At 74.7% G+C, this 17,631-nt stretch carries 17 protein-coding genes; 12 read left to right on the top strand and 5 right to left on the bottom strand.

What is annotated here, in order from left to right; translation table 11 throughout:
* Positions 1–16: 16 nt before the first annotated feature.
* The gene (locus AC1VWI_RS36165; RefSeq protein ID WP_499515229.1) at positions 17–1,447 is read right to left on the bottom strand and encodes a glycosyltransferase; all 1,431 of its coding nucleotides are present in this window, start codon (positions 1,445–1,447) and stop codon (positions 17–19) included.
* A gap of 62 nt (positions 1,448–1,509) precedes the next feature.
* Between AC1VWI_RS36165 and wecB the strand changes: the two genes are divergently transcribed.
* The 4 genes from wecB to AC1VWI_RS36145 are packed head-to-tail and all read left to right on the top strand — an operon-like array spanning position 1,510 to position 7,205.
* Positions 1,510–2,595, top strand: a complete 1,086-nt coding sequence (gene wecB / locus AC1VWI_RS36160) for a non-hydrolyzing UDP-N-acetylglucosamine 2-epimerase (RefSeq protein ID WP_499515228.1) — start codon at positions 1,510–1,512, stop codon at positions 2,593–2,595.
* Entirely contained in the window at positions 2,588–3,229 is a 642-nt protein-coding gene (locus tag AC1VWI_RS36155; protein WP_499515227.1) for a class I SAM-dependent methyltransferase, read from the top strand. Before wecB ends, AC1VWI_RS36155 begins: the two co-directional genes overlap by 8 nt.
* The gene (locus AC1VWI_RS36150) at positions 3,229–5,046 is read left to right on the top strand and encodes a hypothetical protein (protein ID WP_499515226.1); all 1,818 of its coding nucleotides are present in this window, start codon (positions 3,229–3,231) and stop codon (positions 5,044–5,046) included. The genes AC1VWI_RS36155 and AC1VWI_RS36150 overlap by 1 nt, the downstream gene beginning before the upstream one ends.
* A complete protein-coding gene (locus AC1VWI_RS36145) occupies positions 5,043–7,205 on the top strand; it encodes a glycosyltransferase family protein (protein ID WP_499515225.1) in 2,163 nt (720 codons plus the stop codon). The genes AC1VWI_RS36150 and AC1VWI_RS36145 overlap by 4 nt, the downstream gene beginning before the upstream one ends.
* Here the strand turns inward: AC1VWI_RS36145 and AC1VWI_RS36140 are convergent.
* Entirely contained in the window at positions 7,186–7,707 is a 522-nt protein-coding gene (locus AC1VWI_RS36140; RefSeq protein ID WP_499515224.1) for a hypothetical protein, read from the bottom strand. The genes AC1VWI_RS36145 and AC1VWI_RS36140 overlap by 20 nt on opposite strands.
* A 118-nt stretch (positions 7,708–7,825) precedes the next feature.
* Here AC1VWI_RS36140 and AC1VWI_RS36135 point away from each other — a divergent pair, with 118 nt between their 5' ends.
* Together AC1VWI_RS36135 and AC1VWI_RS36130 are read left to right on the top strand one after the other, a co-directional pair.
* A complete protein-coding gene (locus AC1VWI_RS36135; protein ID WP_499515223.1) occupies positions 7,826–8,050 on the top strand; it encodes a hypothetical protein in 225 nt (74 codons plus the stop codon).
* Between the two features lie 31 nt (positions 8,051–8,081).
* Positions 8,082–9,005, top strand: coding sequence for a carbohydrate kinase family protein (locus tag AC1VWI_RS36130; protein ID WP_499515222.1), 924 nt, complete (start codon positions 8,082–8,084; stop codon positions 9,003–9,005).
* Here the strand turns inward: AC1VWI_RS36130 and AC1VWI_RS36125 are convergent.
* Together AC1VWI_RS36125 and AC1VWI_RS36120 are read right to left on the bottom strand one after the other, a co-directional pair.
* Positions 8,981–10,057 carry a DUF6745 domain-containing protein gene (locus AC1VWI_RS36125; RefSeq protein ID WP_499515221.1) on the bottom strand — a complete coding sequence of 359 codons (1,077 nt, stop codon included), beginning with the start codon at positions 10,055–10,057 and terminating at the stop codon, positions 8,981–8,983. The genes AC1VWI_RS36130 and AC1VWI_RS36125 overlap by 25 nt on opposite strands.
* 21 nt (positions 10,058–10,078) lie before the next feature.
* Entirely contained in the window at positions 10,079–10,405 is a 327-nt protein-coding gene (locus AC1VWI_RS36120) for a DUF8820 family protein (RefSeq protein ID WP_499515220.1), read from the bottom strand.
* Between the two features lie 190 nt (positions 10,406–10,595).
* Here AC1VWI_RS36120 and AC1VWI_RS36115 point away from each other — a divergent pair, with 190 nt between their 5' ends.
* Genes AC1VWI_RS36115 through AC1VWI_RS36090 form a run of 6 tightly spaced genes read left to right on the top strand, consistent with a single transcriptional unit; the run spans position 10,596 to position 16,749 of the window.
* Positions 10,596–11,549: an STM4015 family protein gene (locus AC1VWI_RS36115; protein WP_499515219.1), complete on the top strand. Its 954-nt coding sequence runs from the start codon at positions 10,596–10,598 to the stop codon at positions 11,547–11,549.
* Positions 11,550–11,556: 7 nt separating this feature from the next.
* Positions 11,557–12,522 (top strand): STM4015 family protein, encoded by a 966-nt coding sequence (locus AC1VWI_RS36110; RefSeq protein WP_499515218.1) that lies wholly within the window; start codon positions 11,557–11,559, stop codon positions 12,520–12,522.
* On the top strand, positions 12,503–13,660 hold the full coding sequence (locus tag AC1VWI_RS36105; RefSeq protein ID WP_499515217.1) for an STM4014 family protein: 1,158 nt from the start codon (positions 12,503–12,505) through the stop codon (positions 13,658–13,660). The genes AC1VWI_RS36110 and AC1VWI_RS36105 overlap by 20 nt, the downstream gene beginning before the upstream one ends.
* Position 13,661: 1 nt before the next feature.
* Positions 13,662–14,471: an STM4013/SEN3800 family hydrolase gene (locus AC1VWI_RS36100; protein ID WP_499516999.1), complete on the top strand. Its 810-nt coding sequence runs from the start codon at positions 13,662–13,664 to the stop codon at positions 14,469–14,471.
* Complete coding sequence (locus tag AC1VWI_RS36095) at positions 14,468–15,847, top strand: STM4012 family radical SAM protein (protein ID WP_499515216.1); 1,380 nt, start codon at positions 14,468–14,470, stop codon at positions 15,845–15,847. Before AC1VWI_RS36100 ends, AC1VWI_RS36095 begins: the two co-directional genes overlap by 4 nt.
* A gap of 11 nt (positions 15,848–15,858) precedes the next feature.
* A complete protein-coding gene (locus AC1VWI_RS36090) occupies positions 15,859–16,749 on the top strand; it encodes an STM4011 family radical SAM protein (RefSeq protein WP_499515215.1) in 891 nt (296 codons plus the stop codon).
* Between the two features lie 21 nt (positions 16,750–16,770).
* Here the strand turns inward: AC1VWI_RS36090 and AC1VWI_RS36085 are convergent, their stop codons facing one another.
* Complete coding sequence (locus AC1VWI_RS36085; RefSeq protein WP_499515214.1) at positions 16,771–17,577, bottom strand: SAM-dependent methyltransferase; 807 nt, start codon at positions 17,575–17,577, stop codon at positions 16,771–16,773.
* Positions 17,578–17,631: the final 54 nt, after the last annotated feature.

Genomic DNA, 17,631 nt, shown 5'->3' with positions numbered 1-17,631 from the left:
CGCACCATCCAGAGCGCTATACGGCCCCCAGACCGCGGTAGGCGTCGCGCGTCCGCCCCGCGATGTGGGCCCAGGTACGGTCGCGGGCCACTCGTGCGCGGGCGGCGTCGCCCATCATCCGCCGTTGATTTGGACTATAGAGCAATATTTCGAGCGTATCTGCCCAGGCATTTACGTCTCCTGACGGAATTAGCCGTCCGTTCACCTGGTCTTCGACCAGCTCCCCCATCGCCGTGACATCACTTGCTGCAAGGGGAAGACCGCTCGCCATCGCCTCCACCGGTTTGAGAGGGGTCACGAGATGGCACACCCGCTCTCCCGTCCGCGGCACCGCGAAGACGTCCAGCACGGCATGGTGGGCCCGCACCTCGGCGTACGGCACACGGCCCGTGAACAGGGCGCTCCCGCCGAGGCCGAGCCCCGCCGCCTGCCGCTCCAGCGCGGGCCGCTGCGGGCCGTCCCCCACGATCAGCAGGCGCAGCGGCACACCCCGGCGGCGCAGCACGGCTCCGGCGCGCAGCAGGGTGCCGATGCCCTCGTGGGGCGTGAGCGTGGAGACCGTGCCCACGACCATCTCGTCCGGGCCGATGCCGAGACGGGTGCGCAGGTCACCGGGGTCGGGCAGCGGCTGCAGGAAGACGTCGTCCACGGCGTTGGGCACGACCCGCACCCGCTCCTCGGGGATCCCCCGGGAGACGATCTCCGCCTTCATCGCCTCGCCGAGGGTGAGCACCAGGTCGGCGGCCTTCATGCAGTGCGTCTCCAGGGCGCGCCGCTCCCGGTACGACGCGCTGTCACGGTCACGCCCGGGTCCCTGCGTCAGCCAGGTCTCCTCCAGGAAGCCGCGCACCTCGTAGACGACCGGCAGGCCGAACGATTCGCGCAGTGCGAGCGCCACTCGGCCGTTCGGGTGATCGGTGGCCGCGTGCAGGACCGCGGGGCGGAGCCGTTCGACGAGCCGGGCGGCGAGCTCGGCGTTGCGGGCGAGGGCGGCCGCGGGCGTCCCCGGCATCCGCACCGGCAGCAGGCGGTGGTACGGCACCCCGTCCACGACCTGCTCCGGCCGTCCGTCCCAGACGCCCTGGGCCACGGGGAAGCCCAGCCGTGTGACGACCTGCGGGTCCAGGCCCGCCTGCCGCTGGGCGCGCGCGATGGCGTGCGTCCTGACGGTGTAGCCGGCGTTGCGGTACGGCAGGGAGTTGGTGACCAGGTGCAGCACCCGCCCCGGCACCGCCGTCCCCGGCACACCTGCCGGGGCGGGCACACCCCGCGGCCCGTACGCGGTGGCGCCGCCGCGCACGCGGTGCGGATCGCGCTCGGGCAGCCGGGCCAGCGCCCACCGGGCGGGCCCCCGGGCCGGCCCCGGGGCGACCCTCAGGGCCAGGGACGCCGCACGCACCGGGTCGTCCCGCAGATGACGGATCGCCACGGAGACGGCGAGAATCAAGGCACGAAGAGTACGACGACGCACAATCCCACCCTAAGCACGGCAAGTGAACGGGAGGCACCGTGCTCGGCTCGGTAGTCCACGTGGTCGGTGCCCGGCCCAACTTCGTCAAGGCCGCCCCGGTCGTCGCCGCGCTGCGCGAGGCCGGGCAGCCGCAGTCGGTGGTGCACACCGGACAGCACTACGACGAACGCATGTCGCACGTCTTCTTCCGGGAGCTCGGTCTGCCCGAACCGGACGTGGACCTCGGCGTCGGCTCCGGCAGCCACGCCCGGCAGACCGCCGCCCTGCTGACCGCCCTGGAGGACGAGCTGTCGGCCCGGGCGCCCGCCCTGGTCACGGTCTACGGGGACGTCAACTCCACGCTCGCCGCCGCCCTGGTCGCCGCCAAGCTGGGGCTGCCCGTGGCGCACGTCGAGGCAGGCCTGCGCAGCTTCGACATGACGATGCCGGAGGAGGTCAACCGGCGGCTGACCGACCAGCTCGCCGACCTGCTCTTCGTCACCAGCCCGGAGGCGGTGGGCCATCTGGGGGACGAGGGCGTGGACACCGCCCGGGTGCACTTCGTCGGCAACCCGATGATCGACACCCTGATGGCCCACCTGCCACGCTTCGACCCCGAATCCGCCCGCGCCGCCCACGGGCTGCCCGGCCGCTACGGCGTCGTGACGCTGCACCGTCCCGCCAACGTCGACGACCCGGCCGCCGCGGCCGCCGCCGTGGCGGCGTTGCGCGAGGCGGCCGAGCACCTGGAGCTGGCGGTCCCGCTGCACCCGCGCGGGCGGGCCGCGCTGGAGGCGGCGGGGCTCGGCGACACGCCCGGCATCCGGATCCTGGAGCCGCTCGGCTACCTGGAGTTCATGGGGCTGCTGCGGGGCGCCGCCGCGGTGGTCACCGACTCGGGCGGGGTGCAGGAGGAGACCACCGTCCTGGGCGTGCCCTGCCTGACGCTGCGGCCCAACACCGAGCGGCCCGTGACGGTCACCCACGGCACCAACCGCCTCGTCGCCCCCGAAGGGCTGGTCCCGGCCCTGCTCAAGGCGCTGGACGGCGAAGCCCGCGCCCCCGAGGGCCCCCCGCTGTGGGACGGCCGCTCGGGGCCCCGCATCGCCCGCGTCATCACCGAGTGGCTTGACCACCATGTCTGAGCCGCGTCTGGAGGACCCCCTCGCGTACTGGGACAGCCGTCACCGCGAGCACGACGACCTCGCCTCCGGCGGCCATATCGGACTCGACCGGCCGGGCAACGAGATCTTCTACGCGCTGCGCTTCGCGGAGGTCCTGCGCATCACCGGTGATTTCGAACGGGCCAACGACCCGCTGCTCGTACTCGACGCGGGCTGCGGCAAGGGCCACTTCGCCCGGGCCCTGGCCCGCTGCGGCCACCTCGTCGACGCGATCGACGCCAGCCCCTCGGCAGTGGACCACGGCCGCGCGCTGGGGGGCGGCCCCCGCTACGCGGTGGCGGAGCTGTCGGCCTGGCGCAGCCCGTGGCTGTACGACGTGGTGCTCGCCGTGGACGTGCTCTTCCACGTGCTCGACGACGCCGCCTGGCGGGCGGCGCTGGTCAACCTCGCCTCCCTCGTCCGGCTGACCGGCCGGCTGGTCGTCACCGACGAGGACGCGCCCGGGCGCGTGGCGCGCGGCGACTACATCCTGCACCGCCCTGCGGCCGAGTACCGCGCCGCCGTCGAACCGCTCGGACTGCGGTACGGCGGCTTCACGCCGTACGGTTTCCGGGAGAACAGGGTCGGTTTCCACGTCTTCACGAGGACCTCCTGATGCGCCTTCTCGATCTGCTCCACCCGCACCTGGACGGGGTGACCGAGGTCGTCGACGCGACCGGCGGCGGCATCCCGCTCGAACCGTACCTGCACCTGCCGGGCGGCGTCCGGCTGTGCCCCTCCCCGGCCGGTGACCAGGACCCGGTCGGCGAGGGACGGCTGGCCCTGCTCAGTTACGGCCCCGACCCCACCCGGCACGGCGACGAGGACGCGTGCCTCGCGGCGCTGCGGCGGATGCGCCCGGGCGGCAAGGGCCTGATCGTGTTCGGCCACGCCGGTGCCGAACTGCCGTACCACCGGCTGCTCGACGCCCTGGTGGCGCACCGCTGCCAGGTGCTGCGGGCAGCCGGCCTGGACTACCTGCACCTGCACGGCGGCGCGGTGTTCACCTGCACCGAGGCACTGCTGCCGCTCCTGGACCCGGCCGGTCGGCCGGTGGCGGGCGGGGAGACCACCGCACTGCGGGTGGCCGGCGAGTACGTGCTGGCGGAGTTCGTCTCGCGTGCCGAGCGGGCCCGGGTGCTGGAGCTGGAGCGGCGGCACGAGGAGGACCGTCGCGCGCTGGAGGCGCTGCAGGACGGCACGGACGGCGAGCGGACGGCGGCCGTGACGCACGAACGCGACCGGCTCGCGGCCGAGCTGCGACGCGCCAGGGAGCGGATCGGGGTGCTGGAGACCCGGGTCGCCATGCTGCAGGGCTCGACCTCGCTGCGGGTCGGCCAGGCGCTGGTCTCGGCCGCGCGCTCCCCCTTGCGCGGCTCGACGCGGCTGCCGCGCGAGCTGTACGGGATGTGGCGCGGCCGCGGCAAGGGCGGTCGCCCCGCAGCCGCCCGGCCGGGCACGCCGGCCGCCGCCTCCCCGGCACCGGGTGGGGGCGGTCCGGCGGCCGACGGACACCTGCACCTGGCCCACCGGGCGTTCACGGCCGGCCCCCGCGACCGGCTGGTCATCGCCGGTGTCCTGGACGCCACGACCACCGCCGACTTCGCCCACGACGCCGTCGTCAACCGCGTGCTGCCGCACGACGCACGGCAGGTCGCCGAACGCACCGACCCGGACGTGCTCGTCGTACAGCTCAGCGCCTGCCTTGCCGGGCCGTGGGCGCACACCGGCACCGGCACCGCACCCGACCTGGACCGGCGGCTGGCCGAACTCCTCGCCACCGTCCACGCGCTCGGCCGTACCGCAGTGCTGTGGCGGGACGCCCCCGCCTCCGCCGCGCCGGGGCTGGCCCCGTTCCCCTGGGACGCCGTGCTCGACGGGGACACCGGGGTGCAGCCGGCCCGGCTGGACCCGGCGTCGGTGGACCGCGCCGACCTGCGGGAGATCTTCACCTCCCGGGCCACCCGGGTCCGGCTGTCGGAGCTCGCCCGGATCGCCGGGGCGGCGGACCCGCTGGACGCCCGGCGGGTGGCCGTGCTGGCCGACCCGCGTGACGGATCCGAGGTGTCACGCCTGGTCGCGCAGGTGATGGCGCAGCGGCTGCGCCCCGCCGAGGTGCTGGTGCCCGTTCCCGGGGCGGCCTACGCGGAACTCACCGCGGGCGGGGTCATCGTACGGGCCACGGCGGACGGGCCGGGCGCGCCCTGGGTCGCGGACTGGACGGACCTCGCGGAGGAACGGCCGGCGGTCCACCTGCTGGACCTGATGTGCGCCCAGGAGTGCTCCGGGGCCGACGCGGTGGGCTTCAGCGCGGACACCCCGGGCTTCGTTCCGCACGTCAACGGCTTCCGCCCGGCCCTGCTGCGCAGGACGCTCTGGCCGTCCCCCGGGGCGGCACGGCTGTTCACGATCCGCCCGGAGGAGGTCCGATGACGGGCACACGCACGGTCAGGGCGATGGTCTACGGGGACGTGGACCTCAACCTCATCGACGGTTCCGCGGTGTGGGCCCAGTCGACGGTGCAGGCGCTGGCGCGGGCCGGCTGCGGGACCCGGCTGGTGCTGAAGGCGCCGGTGCGCACCGGACGGCTGGTCGATCCGCTGGCGCAACTGCCGGGGGTGTCCGTCGTACCGACCGGGCACGTCCTGTCCCCCGTCCAGGCCTCGCGGGTGCTGCGCGAGCAGGACGAGCGGGAGCCGTGCGACCTGCTGGTGCTGCGCGGTCGCCGGCTGGTGGCGCAGGTCGTCGCCGACGGCGCCTTCGACGGGCGGATCTGGGCGTACCTCACCGACATCCCGCAGTCGGCGGCGCAGATGACGGACGAGGCGGTCGACGAACTGACCCGGATCGCCGAGGCCTGCCGCTACCTGCTGTGCCAGACCGAGGAGTTGCGCTGCTTCACCGAGGCCTGGGTGCCGGCCGCGTGCGGCAAGTGCGTGCTGTACCCGCCGAGCGTGCCCGTCCCGGACTTCGCGGTGCCGGAGCACGACGCGGCGCGCGACCCCGTCCGCATGGTGTACACGGGCAAGTTCGCGCCGCGCTGGAACACCCTGGAGATGACCGAGTTGCCGGGCGCGCTGGCCACCCGCGGGATCCGGGCCGAGCTGCACACCGTCGGCGACAAGGTCCACGACGACCCGCGGCACCCCGGCTTCCACGCGGCCATGGAGCGTGCGCTGCGGAGCGCGACCGGCGTGGTGCACCACGGCGGCACCCCCCGCCAGGAGGCCATGCGGATCGCCGCGGGATGCGACCTGGGGCTGGGCTGGCGCCATCCGGAACTGGACGCGAGCCTGGAACTGTCCACGAAGGTACTGGAGTTCGGGACGCTCGGGCTGCCCGTCGTGCTCAACCGCACGCCCGCGCACGAGGCGCTGCTCGGCGCCGACTACCCGCTGTTCGTCCCCGGCCGCGGCACCCTCGACGACGCGGCGGAGGCGGTCGCCACCGCCGCCCGTTCCCCCGAGGCCTACCGCACGGCCGCCCGGCGCTGCCGCGAGGCCGCCGCGCACTTCTCACTGGACCGGGCCGCCGAACGGCTGCGCGGCCTGGTCGAACGGGCGCTGCCGGCGGCACCGGTCGCGCTCGCCGGCCGCGGACGGCCGCTGCGGGTCGTCGTCGCCGGGCACGACCTGAAGTTCTTCACGCGTCTGCTGGACCACCTCCAGGCCCTGCCCGGGGTCGAGGTGCGGGTCGACGCCTGGGAGGCACTGGCCCGGCACGACGCGGCCGCCGGCCGCGAACTCGCCGCCTGGGCCGACGTCGTGGTCGTGGAGTGGTGCGGGCCGGCGGCCGTCTGGTACAGCCGCCACAAGCGCCGCGGCTCCCGCCTGCTGGTGCGCCTCCACCGCTTCGAGCTGTACGCCGGTTACCCCGCGCAGGTCGACATCGACGCCGTCGACCGCGTCGTGTGCGTCAGCCCGCACTACAACCGGCTCACGCGAGAACGCACCGGCTGGCCGCGGGAGAAGCTCGTCACCGTCCCCAACTGGGTCGACGACCGGCAGCTGGACCGCCCCAAGGTCCCCGACGCCCGCTACCGCCTCGGCATGATCGGCATCGCGCCCTCGCGCAAGCGGCTCGACCTGGGCCTGGACGTGCTCGAGGAGCTGCGGGCCAGGGACCCGCGGTGGCGGCTGTCGGTGAAGTCCAAGATGCCCTGGGACTACTGGTGGATCTGGAACAAGCCCGAGGAGCGGGCGCACTACGACGCCGTGCTGCGCCGTGTGCAGTCCGGTCCGCTGGAGGACGCCGTGGTCTTCGACGACTTCGGCCCCGACGTGGCGAGCTGGCTGCGGCGCATCGGCTTCGTGCTCTCCACCAGCGACGACGAGAGCTTCCACCTCGCGCCCGCCGAGGGCATGGCCTCCGGCGCGGTGCCCGCCCTGCTGCCCTGGCCGGGCGCCGACGCGATCTACGAACGCCGCTGGATCCACGACTCCCCCTCGGCCATGGCGGACGCGATCGCGGCGCTCGCGGCCGACGGCTGGCAGGAGGCGGGCGAGCAGGCCCGCGACTGGCTGCGCGGGGCCTTCGGGCTCGACACGGTCCGTGCGGCGTGGACGGAACTGGTCACCGGCTCGGCGCCGTGACACCCGCGGGGGCGGGCGCGGGGGCGGGCGCCGGGGCGGCTGTCTGCCGGCGGGCGGCCACCGCGCGACTGTAGCGCGCGGTGAAGACCACCGGGAGGGCGAAGCCGCAGACCTTGACGGCGATGATCCCGGCGAGCGCGTGCGGGGCGGCCGAGAGCAGGACGGCCGGCAGCGCGGCGTTCACGGTGAAGGACGCCGCCCACACCGCGGTGATGATCATGTTGGTGCGGAGGAAGACCGGGTTGTCCCAGACCGCGGGCGGGACCATGGTCCTGGCGATGCCGAGGGTGAACGGCCTGGAAACGGCCAACGAGCCCCAGGCCGCGAGGGCGAGCCAGCCCAGGGAGAGCGCCGTACTGTAGGACTCGAGCGGTGAGTCCGGGACGGCGAAGGCCAGCGCCGCCAGCAGGGCGAAGAACACCGCGGAGCTGAGTTCGATCACGAACCGGTCCGCCGGGTGGCCCGCGCGGCGCTCCGCGCCGACCAGCCCGGCCGAGAGCACGAGGCCGGCGAGCGGATACGACCGGCTCAGGGCGTTTCAGACGTCCCTCACCAACGTCTGGCCCGCCACCCAGAGCCAGCTCTACACGGAGCTGAACCGGCTCGCCGAGGCCGAGCTGGTGACCGTCGCCGCCGAGGGACCGCGCGGGCGCAACCGCCGCAGCGACGCGCTGCGGCGGGTCTTCTTCCTCCACCAGGTCGACCCCGGGCGGGCCCGGGCCTACGTGGAGCGCGAGGGGGCGCTGGCCGCGGAGCGCCACGAGGGGCTGCTGGAGCTCGAGTGGGCCGCCTGGGCGGCCGAGCACATCAGTGACCGGACACCGGGGGACACCGAACGGCCGTAACATGGCGCCGGGGTGGTGACTGGAGGTGCACATGACCACGGAAGAGTCGCCGTACGACGTGCTCGTCGTGGGCGGTTCCGGGGTGGACACCGTCGTGCGGGTGGACAGCCTGCCCGTACCGCTCGTGGACTCCCTCGGGGTGGAGCCGGTCCGGGAGTGGCCCGGCCAGACCGGCGGCAACGTGGCGCTGGGCTGCCGCGCGCTCGGCATGACCGTGAAGTTCCTCGACTTCGTCGGCGACGACTGGATCGGCACCCTGCTCAGGGAGCGCCTGGCCAAGGGCGACGTCGACTTCGAGCCGCTGATCTCCCCCGCCGGGACACGGCGGGCCGTCAACCTCGTGGACGCCACGGGCCGCCGGATGTCCTTCTACGACGGGCGCGACCCGGCGGACCTGCGGATGCCGCGCGAGTTCTACCTGCCGCACCTGCGCCGGGCCCGGCACGTGCACCTGTCGATCTCGCACTTCACGCGCTTCCTCTACGACGACATCGAGGAACTCGGCCTGCCCGTCTCGACCGACCTGCACGACTGGGACGGACTGGCCGAGCACCAGCGGGAGTTCGCCCGCCGCTCCGACCTGGTCTTCCTCAGCGCGGCGGGAGCGGGCGAGCGGATCGCGGACATCATGCGCGCGATCCTGCGCGACGGCCGCGCCCAGGCCGTGATCGCCACCGCTGGCGCGGGCGGCGCCTATCTGCTCGCGCGCGACGGGGGCAGCATGCCCCGGCACATCCCGGCCGTCACCCCGCCCGGCCCGGTGGTGGACTCCAACGGGGCGGGCGACGCCTTCCTCTGCGGCTTCCTCCACGGGCGCATGCGCGGACTGGACTTCGAGTCCTGCGCCCGCCTCGGCGCGACGGCAGGTGCCCACACCTGCACGGCGGGCGGCAACCTCGCCCTCATCGACGCCGCGACGCTGGAGTCCGCTCAGGTCTCCCTCTCCGGCACGTAGTCGGCCTCCTCCAGTCCGAAGGTCCAGGCGACGCCCTCGCGGGCGGTCCGGGTCCGCGGCGGCACCCGCAGCCAGTAGGTGCGGTGGGTGCCGTCCGGCTCCGGCGTGGAGTTGACGACCTCGACCATCACCAGCGGCTCGTCCCCCTCCAGCTCGATCCGCCACAGCACGCCGGCGGCGTCCCGCTGCACGGGCTCGGCCCCGGACTCCTCCAGGTATCGCTCGTAGCCGTAGTGCTCCAGCATCACTCGGCGCAGCTCGGCGTTCTCCTCCTCCCGTATACGGCGCGGGGTCAGCCCGGCGAGCCCGTCGAGGAACTCGGCGGGGACCGGCATGCCCCGCCAGGCGTGCAGCGCGAAGCCGTCCGCGTAGGCCAGCGCGGGGCCGTCGCCGCGGTCCAGCCGGCCCGCCTCGTCCCGGTGCAGCTCCAGGGGGCGTTCGGCGACGACCGCCGTCCGCTCGTACGGCCACCACCAGCCGGCGTTCCGGGCGACCGCGGCGATCCCGGCCAGCTCCGGCGTGCCCCCTTGGTCGTCGAAAGCGGCCAGCCACGCCGCGTCGTGCTGCCCGAGCACGGCGTCGAGCAACGCGAGCCGCACGGCCTGCCCGCCGCCGGGCACCCCCGGTCCGGCGTCCACCACCGCGGTCCGTATCCGCTCGGTCAGCAGCACCGTCGTGTCCCACAACTGCGCGCCCGTGACGGCCCAGTGGTCCGCCCACCCGGCCGGTCCGAGCCGGTCGGCGACCCGCTCCCGCGCGGCCGCCCACGGTCGGGTCCGCACGGCGTCGCGGACGCTGCCGCCCGCCGTGCCGTCCGCCGTCAGGCGCACGACCAGGGCCACCGCCTCCAGGGGCGAGGCCGCCCACACGATCCGTTCCGGCTCGGGCAGCCCCGCCAGCCGGTAGGCCAGGCGCACCCCCTCCTCCGTCGCCGCCCGGTCCGCGGGTCCGGTCGCCGCGACGACCTCGCGCCACAGCGCCGTCGTGTCTGCTGCCGGCTCCGTCGCCGTACCCGTGCCCGAACTCGTACCCGCGCTCGCCACCGTCGTCATCGCTCCGCTCCCCCGTCCTGGTCAGTCCGCCACGACGCGTACCGCGCCGGGCACGTACTCGCGCTGCCGCACCACCCGGTACCACCCCTTCGGCAGCGGTATCGCGGCGTGCTCCTCGTGGACCACCCGCCCGCCGTCCGGGAGATGGAGGTACGCCGCCCCGAACGGCCCGGCCTCGCGCACCAGCGTCCCCGGCCCGACGACCGCATGGGCGTGCCCGGTCACCTCGCCGAGGGCCAGCACGAGCCTGCCGCGCGCGTCCCTCGCCTGCCGCGGCATCCGGTCCGTGCCCGGCGGCACGGCCGCTTCCGCGACGGGCACGATCAGGACGTCCCCCTGCCGGTACATGCGCGTCTCCCTCCGCCGTCGGCACCCGCCGACCCGATGTCCACGACGCTACGCGGGGGGTGTGACAACGCCCCCCGGCGACTTGTGCACAGCCCGCGGCAGGCGCTGTCGGAGCGGCTTGGTAGAACTCTTCGCGAGCGAGGCACCACCACGTCAAGGCACCGCGTCCGTCCACCTCGGGAGACCACCGATGTCCCACGTCGAACATCTGCAGGAACTGAACGGCCTGCCGGCCTTCGACTTCCCCGCGCCCGGCGCGCGGCAGGAGCTCCCGGCGGCGGGCGCGGTGGCGTGGCGGCTGGCCGTCAACCCCTGGGACGACGCGAAGGAGACCTTCGCGCAACTGTGGGACCGCTTCCTGGAGACGGTCGAACCCGCCGGGGTCCGGGCCCTGGTCGTGGGCCAGTGGGGCGAGCCGTACGACAACGACTCCGGTGTCCTCGTGCGGCTGCTCGTGGACGCGCGCGAACGGCTGACCGCGCTGGAGGCCGTGTTCCTCGGCGACCTGGAGATGGAGGAGGCCGAGATCTCCTGGATCGAGCAGTCCGACGTGACGCCGGTGCTCGAGGCCTATCCGCGGCTGGAGGAGTTCGGCGTCCGCGGCGGCACCGGACTGCGCTTCCCGGCGACCCGCCACCAGCGGCTGCGCACGCTCCGCTTCGAGGCGGGCGGCCTGCCCGGTGAGGTGGTCCGCGGTGTCGCCGCGAGCGAACTCCCGGCGCTGGAGCACCTGGAGCTGTGGCTGGGCGTGGAGGAGTACGGAGGCGACGCCACGGTCGCCGACCTCGCGCCGGTCCTGGCCGGCGGCCGCTTCCCCGCGCTGCGCCACCTCGGCCTGCGCAACAGCGAGATCCAGGACGAGATCGCCGCCGCCGTCGCCGCGGCCCCCGTCGTGGCCCAGCTCTCCTCGCTCGACCTGTCCCTGGGCGTGCTCACCGACGACGGTGTGACCGCCCTGCTCGCCGGCCAGCCGCTGACCCACCTGAACTGGCTGGACCTGCACCACAACTTCGTCACCGAGCCGGTCGCCGAGCGCGTGCGGGCCGCCCTGGAGCCCTCGGGCGTCGAGGTCGACCTCTCCGAACCCGGTGACGAGGACGAGTGGGACGGCGAGGTCCACCGCTACACCGCCGTCGCGGAGTGAGGCCGTCATGACCGTCACACGTCACCTGGAGACCTTCCACGGGCTGCGCGTGCACACGCTGCCCGAGGCCGGCACGGCCGAGCTGCCCGGGCCCGAAGCCGTGGCCTGGCGGCTTGACTGCTTCGAGGCCGGCGAGATCCCCTTCCCCGAGCTGTGGGGCCACTTCACCGCGGCGGTCGACACCACGCGGGTGCGCGCGCTGGTCCTCGGCCCCTGGTGGGACGACGAGTACTCCGAGCTGCGTCCCGCGCTGGAACTGGTGCTCGCGGACGCGGAGCGTCTCCCCGCGCTGCGCGCCCTGTTCCTCGCCGACGTGACCGGCGAGGAGTGCGAGGTCTCCTGGCTGCAGCTGACCGACGTCACGCCCGTCCTCGAACGCTTCCCGCTGCTGGAGGAGTTCGGTGTCCGCGGCGGCGACTCGCAGGGGCTGGGCGAGGAGCCGCTGTCGCTGCGTCCCGTCCGTCACGAGGCGCTGCGCGTGCTGCGCCTGGAGTCCGGCGGGCTGCCCGGCTCGGTGGTGCGGGCGGTCGGCGCCTGCGAGCTGCCCGCGCTGGAGCGGCTGGAGCTGTGGCTCGGCGTGGAGCAGTACGGAGGGGACTCCACGGTCGCCGACCTCGCGCCGGTCCTGGCCGGCGGGCGCTTCCCCGCGCTGCGCCACCTCGGCCTGCAGGACAGCGAGTTGCAGGACGAGATCGCGGCGGCGGTGGCCTCCGCTCCCGTCGTCGCGCAGCTGGAGACGCTGAGCCTGTCCATGGGCACCCTCACCGACACCGGCGCCGAGGCGCTGCTGCGCGGCCAGCCGCTCACCCACCTCAAGCGGCTCGACCTGCACCACCACTACCTGAGCGGGGCCGTGGCCGAGCGGCTGCGCGCCGTCGTGGGCTCCGCGGGCACCGAGGTCGACCTGTCGGAGCACTGCGAGCCGCATCGCTGGCGGAACGAGGAGTGGCGCTATGTCGCCGTCTCCGAGTAGCGGGACCGGCGGTGCGCTCCGCATCGCCGTCGTCGGCAACCCCGGCAACCGCAGGACGACCCTCTTCGCCGACGCGGTGCGTGCCGCGGGGCATCCCGCGCCCCGGGTGCTGGCGTGGCGCGACGTACTGCGCGGCCGGTACGCCTTCGCGCCCGGTGAGTTCGTGCGCGTCGACTCGCCCGGCGAGGACACCGAGGTCGACCGCCTGCTGCGGGGCGCCGACGACCCGGCCAGGGTCGAGGGCACCGCGTTGTGGTACCGCCGTTTCACCGCCGCCGTGCACGAGGTGACGGCGGCGGCCCGCCGGGCCGGCGCGGTGCCGTCGGCGGACGCCGGGGAGGTCGCCGTGCTGTTCGACAAGCGGCGCTGCCACGCCCGGCTGGCCGCCGCGGGCGTCCCGGTGCCGCCCGCTCCCGACGGGCCGCCGGTGCGCGGCTGGGCCGAGCTCCGGGAGCGCCTGCGGTCCGCCCGGATCTCCCGGGCGTTCCTCAAGCCCGCGCACGGCTCCTCCGCCTCCGGAGTGGTGGCGCTGGCGATGGCGGGCCCCGGCCGGGTCAAGGCCACGACCTCGGTGGAGACCACCGCCGACGGACGCCTCTTCAACTCGCTGCGGGTACGCGAGTACCGCACGGAGCGGGAGGTCGCCGCCCTCGTGGACGCGCTGGCCCCGGACGGGCTGCACGTCGAGCGCTGGCTGCCCAAGGCGTCCCAGCACGGGCGGGCGGCCGACCTGCGGGTGGTGGTGGTCGCGGGCCGCGCCACGCACGCCGTCGTCCGCACCAGCCCGCACCCCATGACGAACCTGCACCTAGGCGGCGCCCGCGGCGACCTGGACACGGCCCGCGCGGCGATCCGCGCCGCGGGCGGCGACTTCGGGGAGGTGCTGACGACCGCGGAACGGGCGGCCGCGTGCTTCCCCGGCACGCTCTGCGTCGGTGTGGACGTCCTGCCCGCGACGGGCTGGCGCCGCTTCGCCGTCGGCGAGGTCAACGCCTTCGGGGATCTGCTGCCCCGGCTCACCGGCCTCCCCGGCAGCGGCGCCGAGGGCCTGGACACCTACGCCGCCCAGGTCGCCGCCGTACCGGCCGCGATGCACGGCGCGCGACGCGAGGAGCACCACCATGACGCCACCGCTTGACATGAACCAGATCGTGGGCAGCCACAACATCCTGCTGGTCACGCTGGACACCCTCCGGCACGACGTGGCCGAGGAGCTTGCCGCGGCCGGCCGCATCCCCCACCTGGCCCGCCATCTGCCCGGTGGCCGCTGGGAGCGCCGGCACGCGCCCGGCAGCTTCACCTACGCCTCCCACCAGGCGATCTTCGCGGGCTTCCTGCCCACGCCCACCGCGCCCGGTCCCCACCCGCGGCTGTTCGCGGCGCGCTTCGCCGGCAGCGAGAGCACCGCGGACGGCACCTTCGTGTACGACACCCCCGACCTGGTGTCGGGCCTGGCCGAGGCCGGCTACCGCACGGTGTGCATCGGCGGCGTCGGCTTCTTCAACAAGCAGGCGCCGCTGGGCTCGGTGCTGCCCGGGCTCTTCCAGGAGAGCCACTGGGAGCCGGAGTTCGGCGTGCCCTCCCCGACCTCCTTCGAGGCCCAGGTGGCCCGCGCCGAGGAGGTCGTCGCCGCCCTGCCGCCGCAGCAGCGGCTCTTCCTGTTCGTGAACGTGTCGGCGCTGCACCAGCCCAACTGGTTCCACCTGCCGGGCGCCACCCGGGAGGCGGGCGACTCGCGCGCCACCCACGCCGCCGCCCTGGAGTACGTCGACCGCCACATCGGCAGGCTCTTCGCCGCCGTCTCCAGCCGCCGTCCGTGCCTGGCCGTCGTCTGTTCCGACCACGGCACGGCGTACGGCGAGGACGGCCACACCGGCCACCGCATCGGCCACGAGGTCGTGTGGACGGTGCCCTACGCCCACTTCCTCCTCGACGGGGCCGCCCGATGACCCTCACCGACGTGACGCTCTCCGCCGCGCCCCCGGCCACGGCCGCCGTGCGCCCGTACCGGCACTACGTGTACGCGTACCCGCACAAGACGGCCTACCGCGCGCTGCCCCGCGAGCACGCCCGGCTGCGCGACCTGTGGGCGGACGAGCCGAAGGACGCGCTGTCCCTCTACTTCCACATCCCGTTCTGCGAGGTCCGCTGCGGCTTCTGCAACCTCTTCACCAGGATCGGGGCGCCCGACGGCCTGGCGACCGCCTACCTGGACGCGCTGGAGCGCCAGGCCGCGGCGGTGCGGGAGGCGCTGGGCGGGGGCGCGCGGTTCGCCAACGCGGCCTTCGGCGGCGGCACCCCCACGTACCTGGAGGCTGCCGAGCTGGAGCGGCTCTGCGATCTCGCCGAACGCGGCCTGGGGGCGGACCTGCGGGCGATACCGCTCTCCGTGGAGGCCTCGCCGGCCACCGCGACCGCCGACCGGCTGTCGGTGCTGGCGGAGCGCGGCACGACCCGGCTGAGCCTGGGGGTGCAGAGCTTCGTCGACGCCGAGGCGCGCGCCGCCGTCCGTCCCCAGCGCCGGGCCGACGTCGAGGCGGCGCTGGGCAGGATCCGGGAGGCGGGCATCCCCGTCCTCAACATCGACCTGATCTACGGCATCGACGGCCAGACCGAGGGTTCCTGGACGCAGTCCCTCGACGCGGCGCTCGCCTGGCGGCCCGAGGAGCTGTACCTGTACCCCCTGTACGTCCGCCCGCTCACCGGCCTCGGCCGGCACGCGGCCGACGCCGCGCGGGGCGAAGCGGCGTGGGACGAGCAGCGGCTGCGGCTGTACCGCCACGGCCGCGACCATCTGCTGGCGCACGGCTACGAGCAGGTGTCGATGCGCATGTTCCGCCGTGCGGACGCGCCCACCACGGGCGGCGGGGACTACGCCTGCCAGACCGACGGCATGGTGGGCCTGGGCTGCGGCGCCCGTTCATACACCTCCTCGCTGCACTACTCCTTCGACTACGCCGTCGACATGCACCACATCCGCGGCATCATCGACGACTACACGGCGCGCACCACGCAGGAGTTCGCCCACGCCGACTTCGGCTGGGCGATGGACGCCGAGGAGGCCCGCCGCCGTCATCTGCTGCAGTCCCTGCTGCAGGCCGAGGGCCTGCCCGTCACGGAGTACCGGGCCCGGTTCGGCACGGCTCCCGGGGAGGACTTCGCCGGGGAGCTGGAGCGCTTCGCGGACCGGGGCTGGCTCGACGCCGCCGCGGGGCCGGAGGTGCTGCGGCTGTCGCCCGAGGGGCTGGCCCACTCCGACGCGGCCGGACCCGAGCTGTTCTCCGCCGCCGTCCGCCGGCGCATGGCCGCCTACGAGCCCAAGTGAGCGCCTCCGCCATGGACCTGACGATCCTCTACCGCGGCCCGCTGGCCTCGTGCGACTACGACTGCCCGTACTGCCCCTTCGCCAAGCGCCGTGACAGCCGCGCCCAGCTGACCGCCGACCGCGCCGCGCTGGAGCGCTTCGCGGGCTGGGCGGCCGGGCGGACCGACGACCGGCTCTCCCTGCTGTTCACCCCGTGGGGCGAGGGCCTGGTGCGCTCCTGGTACCGGCGTACGCTGGCGGAGCTGAGCCGGCTTCCGCACGTCCGCCGGGTGGCGATCCAGACCAATCTGAGCTACCGCACGCAGTGGCTGGACGAGGCCGACCTGGACACGCTCGCCCTGTGGTGCACCTTCCACCCGGGCCAGACGCCCTACGACCGCTTCCTGGCCAAATGCCGCGAGCTCGCGGACCGCGGCGTCCGCCACAGCGTGGGCATCGTCGGGCTGCCGGAGCACCTGGAACAGGCCGACCGGCTGCGGGCCGACCTCCCGGACCACGTCTACCTGTGGGTCAACGCCGCCGAGGGCCACACGTACACCGACGCCGAGGCGGCGCGGTGGACCGCGCTGGACCCGCTCTTCCCTTACAGCCGGCATCCGCACCGCAGCGCGGGCCTGCCGTGCCGCACGGGCGAGTCGGTCATCTCGGTGGACGGCGAGGGCACGGTGCGCCGCTGCCACTTCGTCCCCGAGGAACTGGGCAACCTCTACGACGGCTCCTACCTAGCGGCGCTGCGCCCGCGCGCGTGTCCGCTGGCCGTCTGCGACTGCCACATCGGCTACGTCCACCTGGAGACGCTGCCGTTGTACGACGTGTTCGCGGGCGGGGTGCTGGAGCGGATCCCCGCCGTGCCGCCGCCGGGGCGGACACCGCTCCCGCTCCTGCCGCCCCTGCTCCCGTAGCGGGCGGCCGGCGCCCCCGCGTCAGCTCTTGCGGCCGACGCCTCCCCAGAAGGCTGCGCGGGCGTGCTCGCCCTCCCGCGCGGACGGGGAGTCCGGGCGCCACCGCGGCACCTGCACCAGGCCCGGCTCGACCAGGGGGAACCCCTCGAAGAAGGGCTCGATCTGCGGCTTGCTGCGCAGGTTGAGGGTGGAGGTGGCGTTCTTGTACGCCTCACCGGCATCGGCGTCGACGTCCCGGTGGAAGTCGGTCGTGCCGTGGCTGAGGATCAGGAAGCTGCCGGCCGGGAGGTTCTTGGTGAGGGTCCGCACGATCCCGGCCGGGTCCTCGTCGTCGCGGACGAAGTGCAGCAGCGCGACCAGCATCAGGGCGACGGGCTCGTCGAAGTCGATCAGCTCCCGGATGGTGGCGTGCTCCAGGATGGTCTCGGGCTCACGGACGTCGCCGAGGAAGAAGCCGGCGTTGCCGGTGTTGGTGAGCCGCGCGCCGGCGTGGGCGGCCACGATGGGGTCGTTGTCGACGTAGGCGACCCGGGCCTCCGGGACGACGGAGCGGGCGACCTCGTGGGTGTTGGGCGAGGTGGGGATGCCGGTGCCGATGTCGACGAACTGCCGGACGCCCTGCCCCGCCGCGTAGCGGACCGCGCGCTGCATGAAGTCCCGGTTGGCGCGGGCGCTGGGGCGCGCGTCGGGGGTCATGCGGATCACCATCTCGGCCGCCTCGCGGTCGGCCTCGTAGTTGTCCTTGCCGCCGAGGTAGTAGTCGTACATCCGGGCCGGGTGCGGCCGGCTGGTGTCGATCTCCTCCGCGGGGAAGCCCTTGTCGGTCAACGCCCTGCTCCGTTCGGATTCCGGTGACCCTTGCGGGTCGAGGTCGGTGCGGTC

The sequence above is a fragment of the Streptomyces sp. TOM-9 genome, assembly GCF_056858595.1.
Note: the sequence above shows the minus strand (reverse complement) of the source record. Positions and strands in the feature narration are given on the sequence as shown.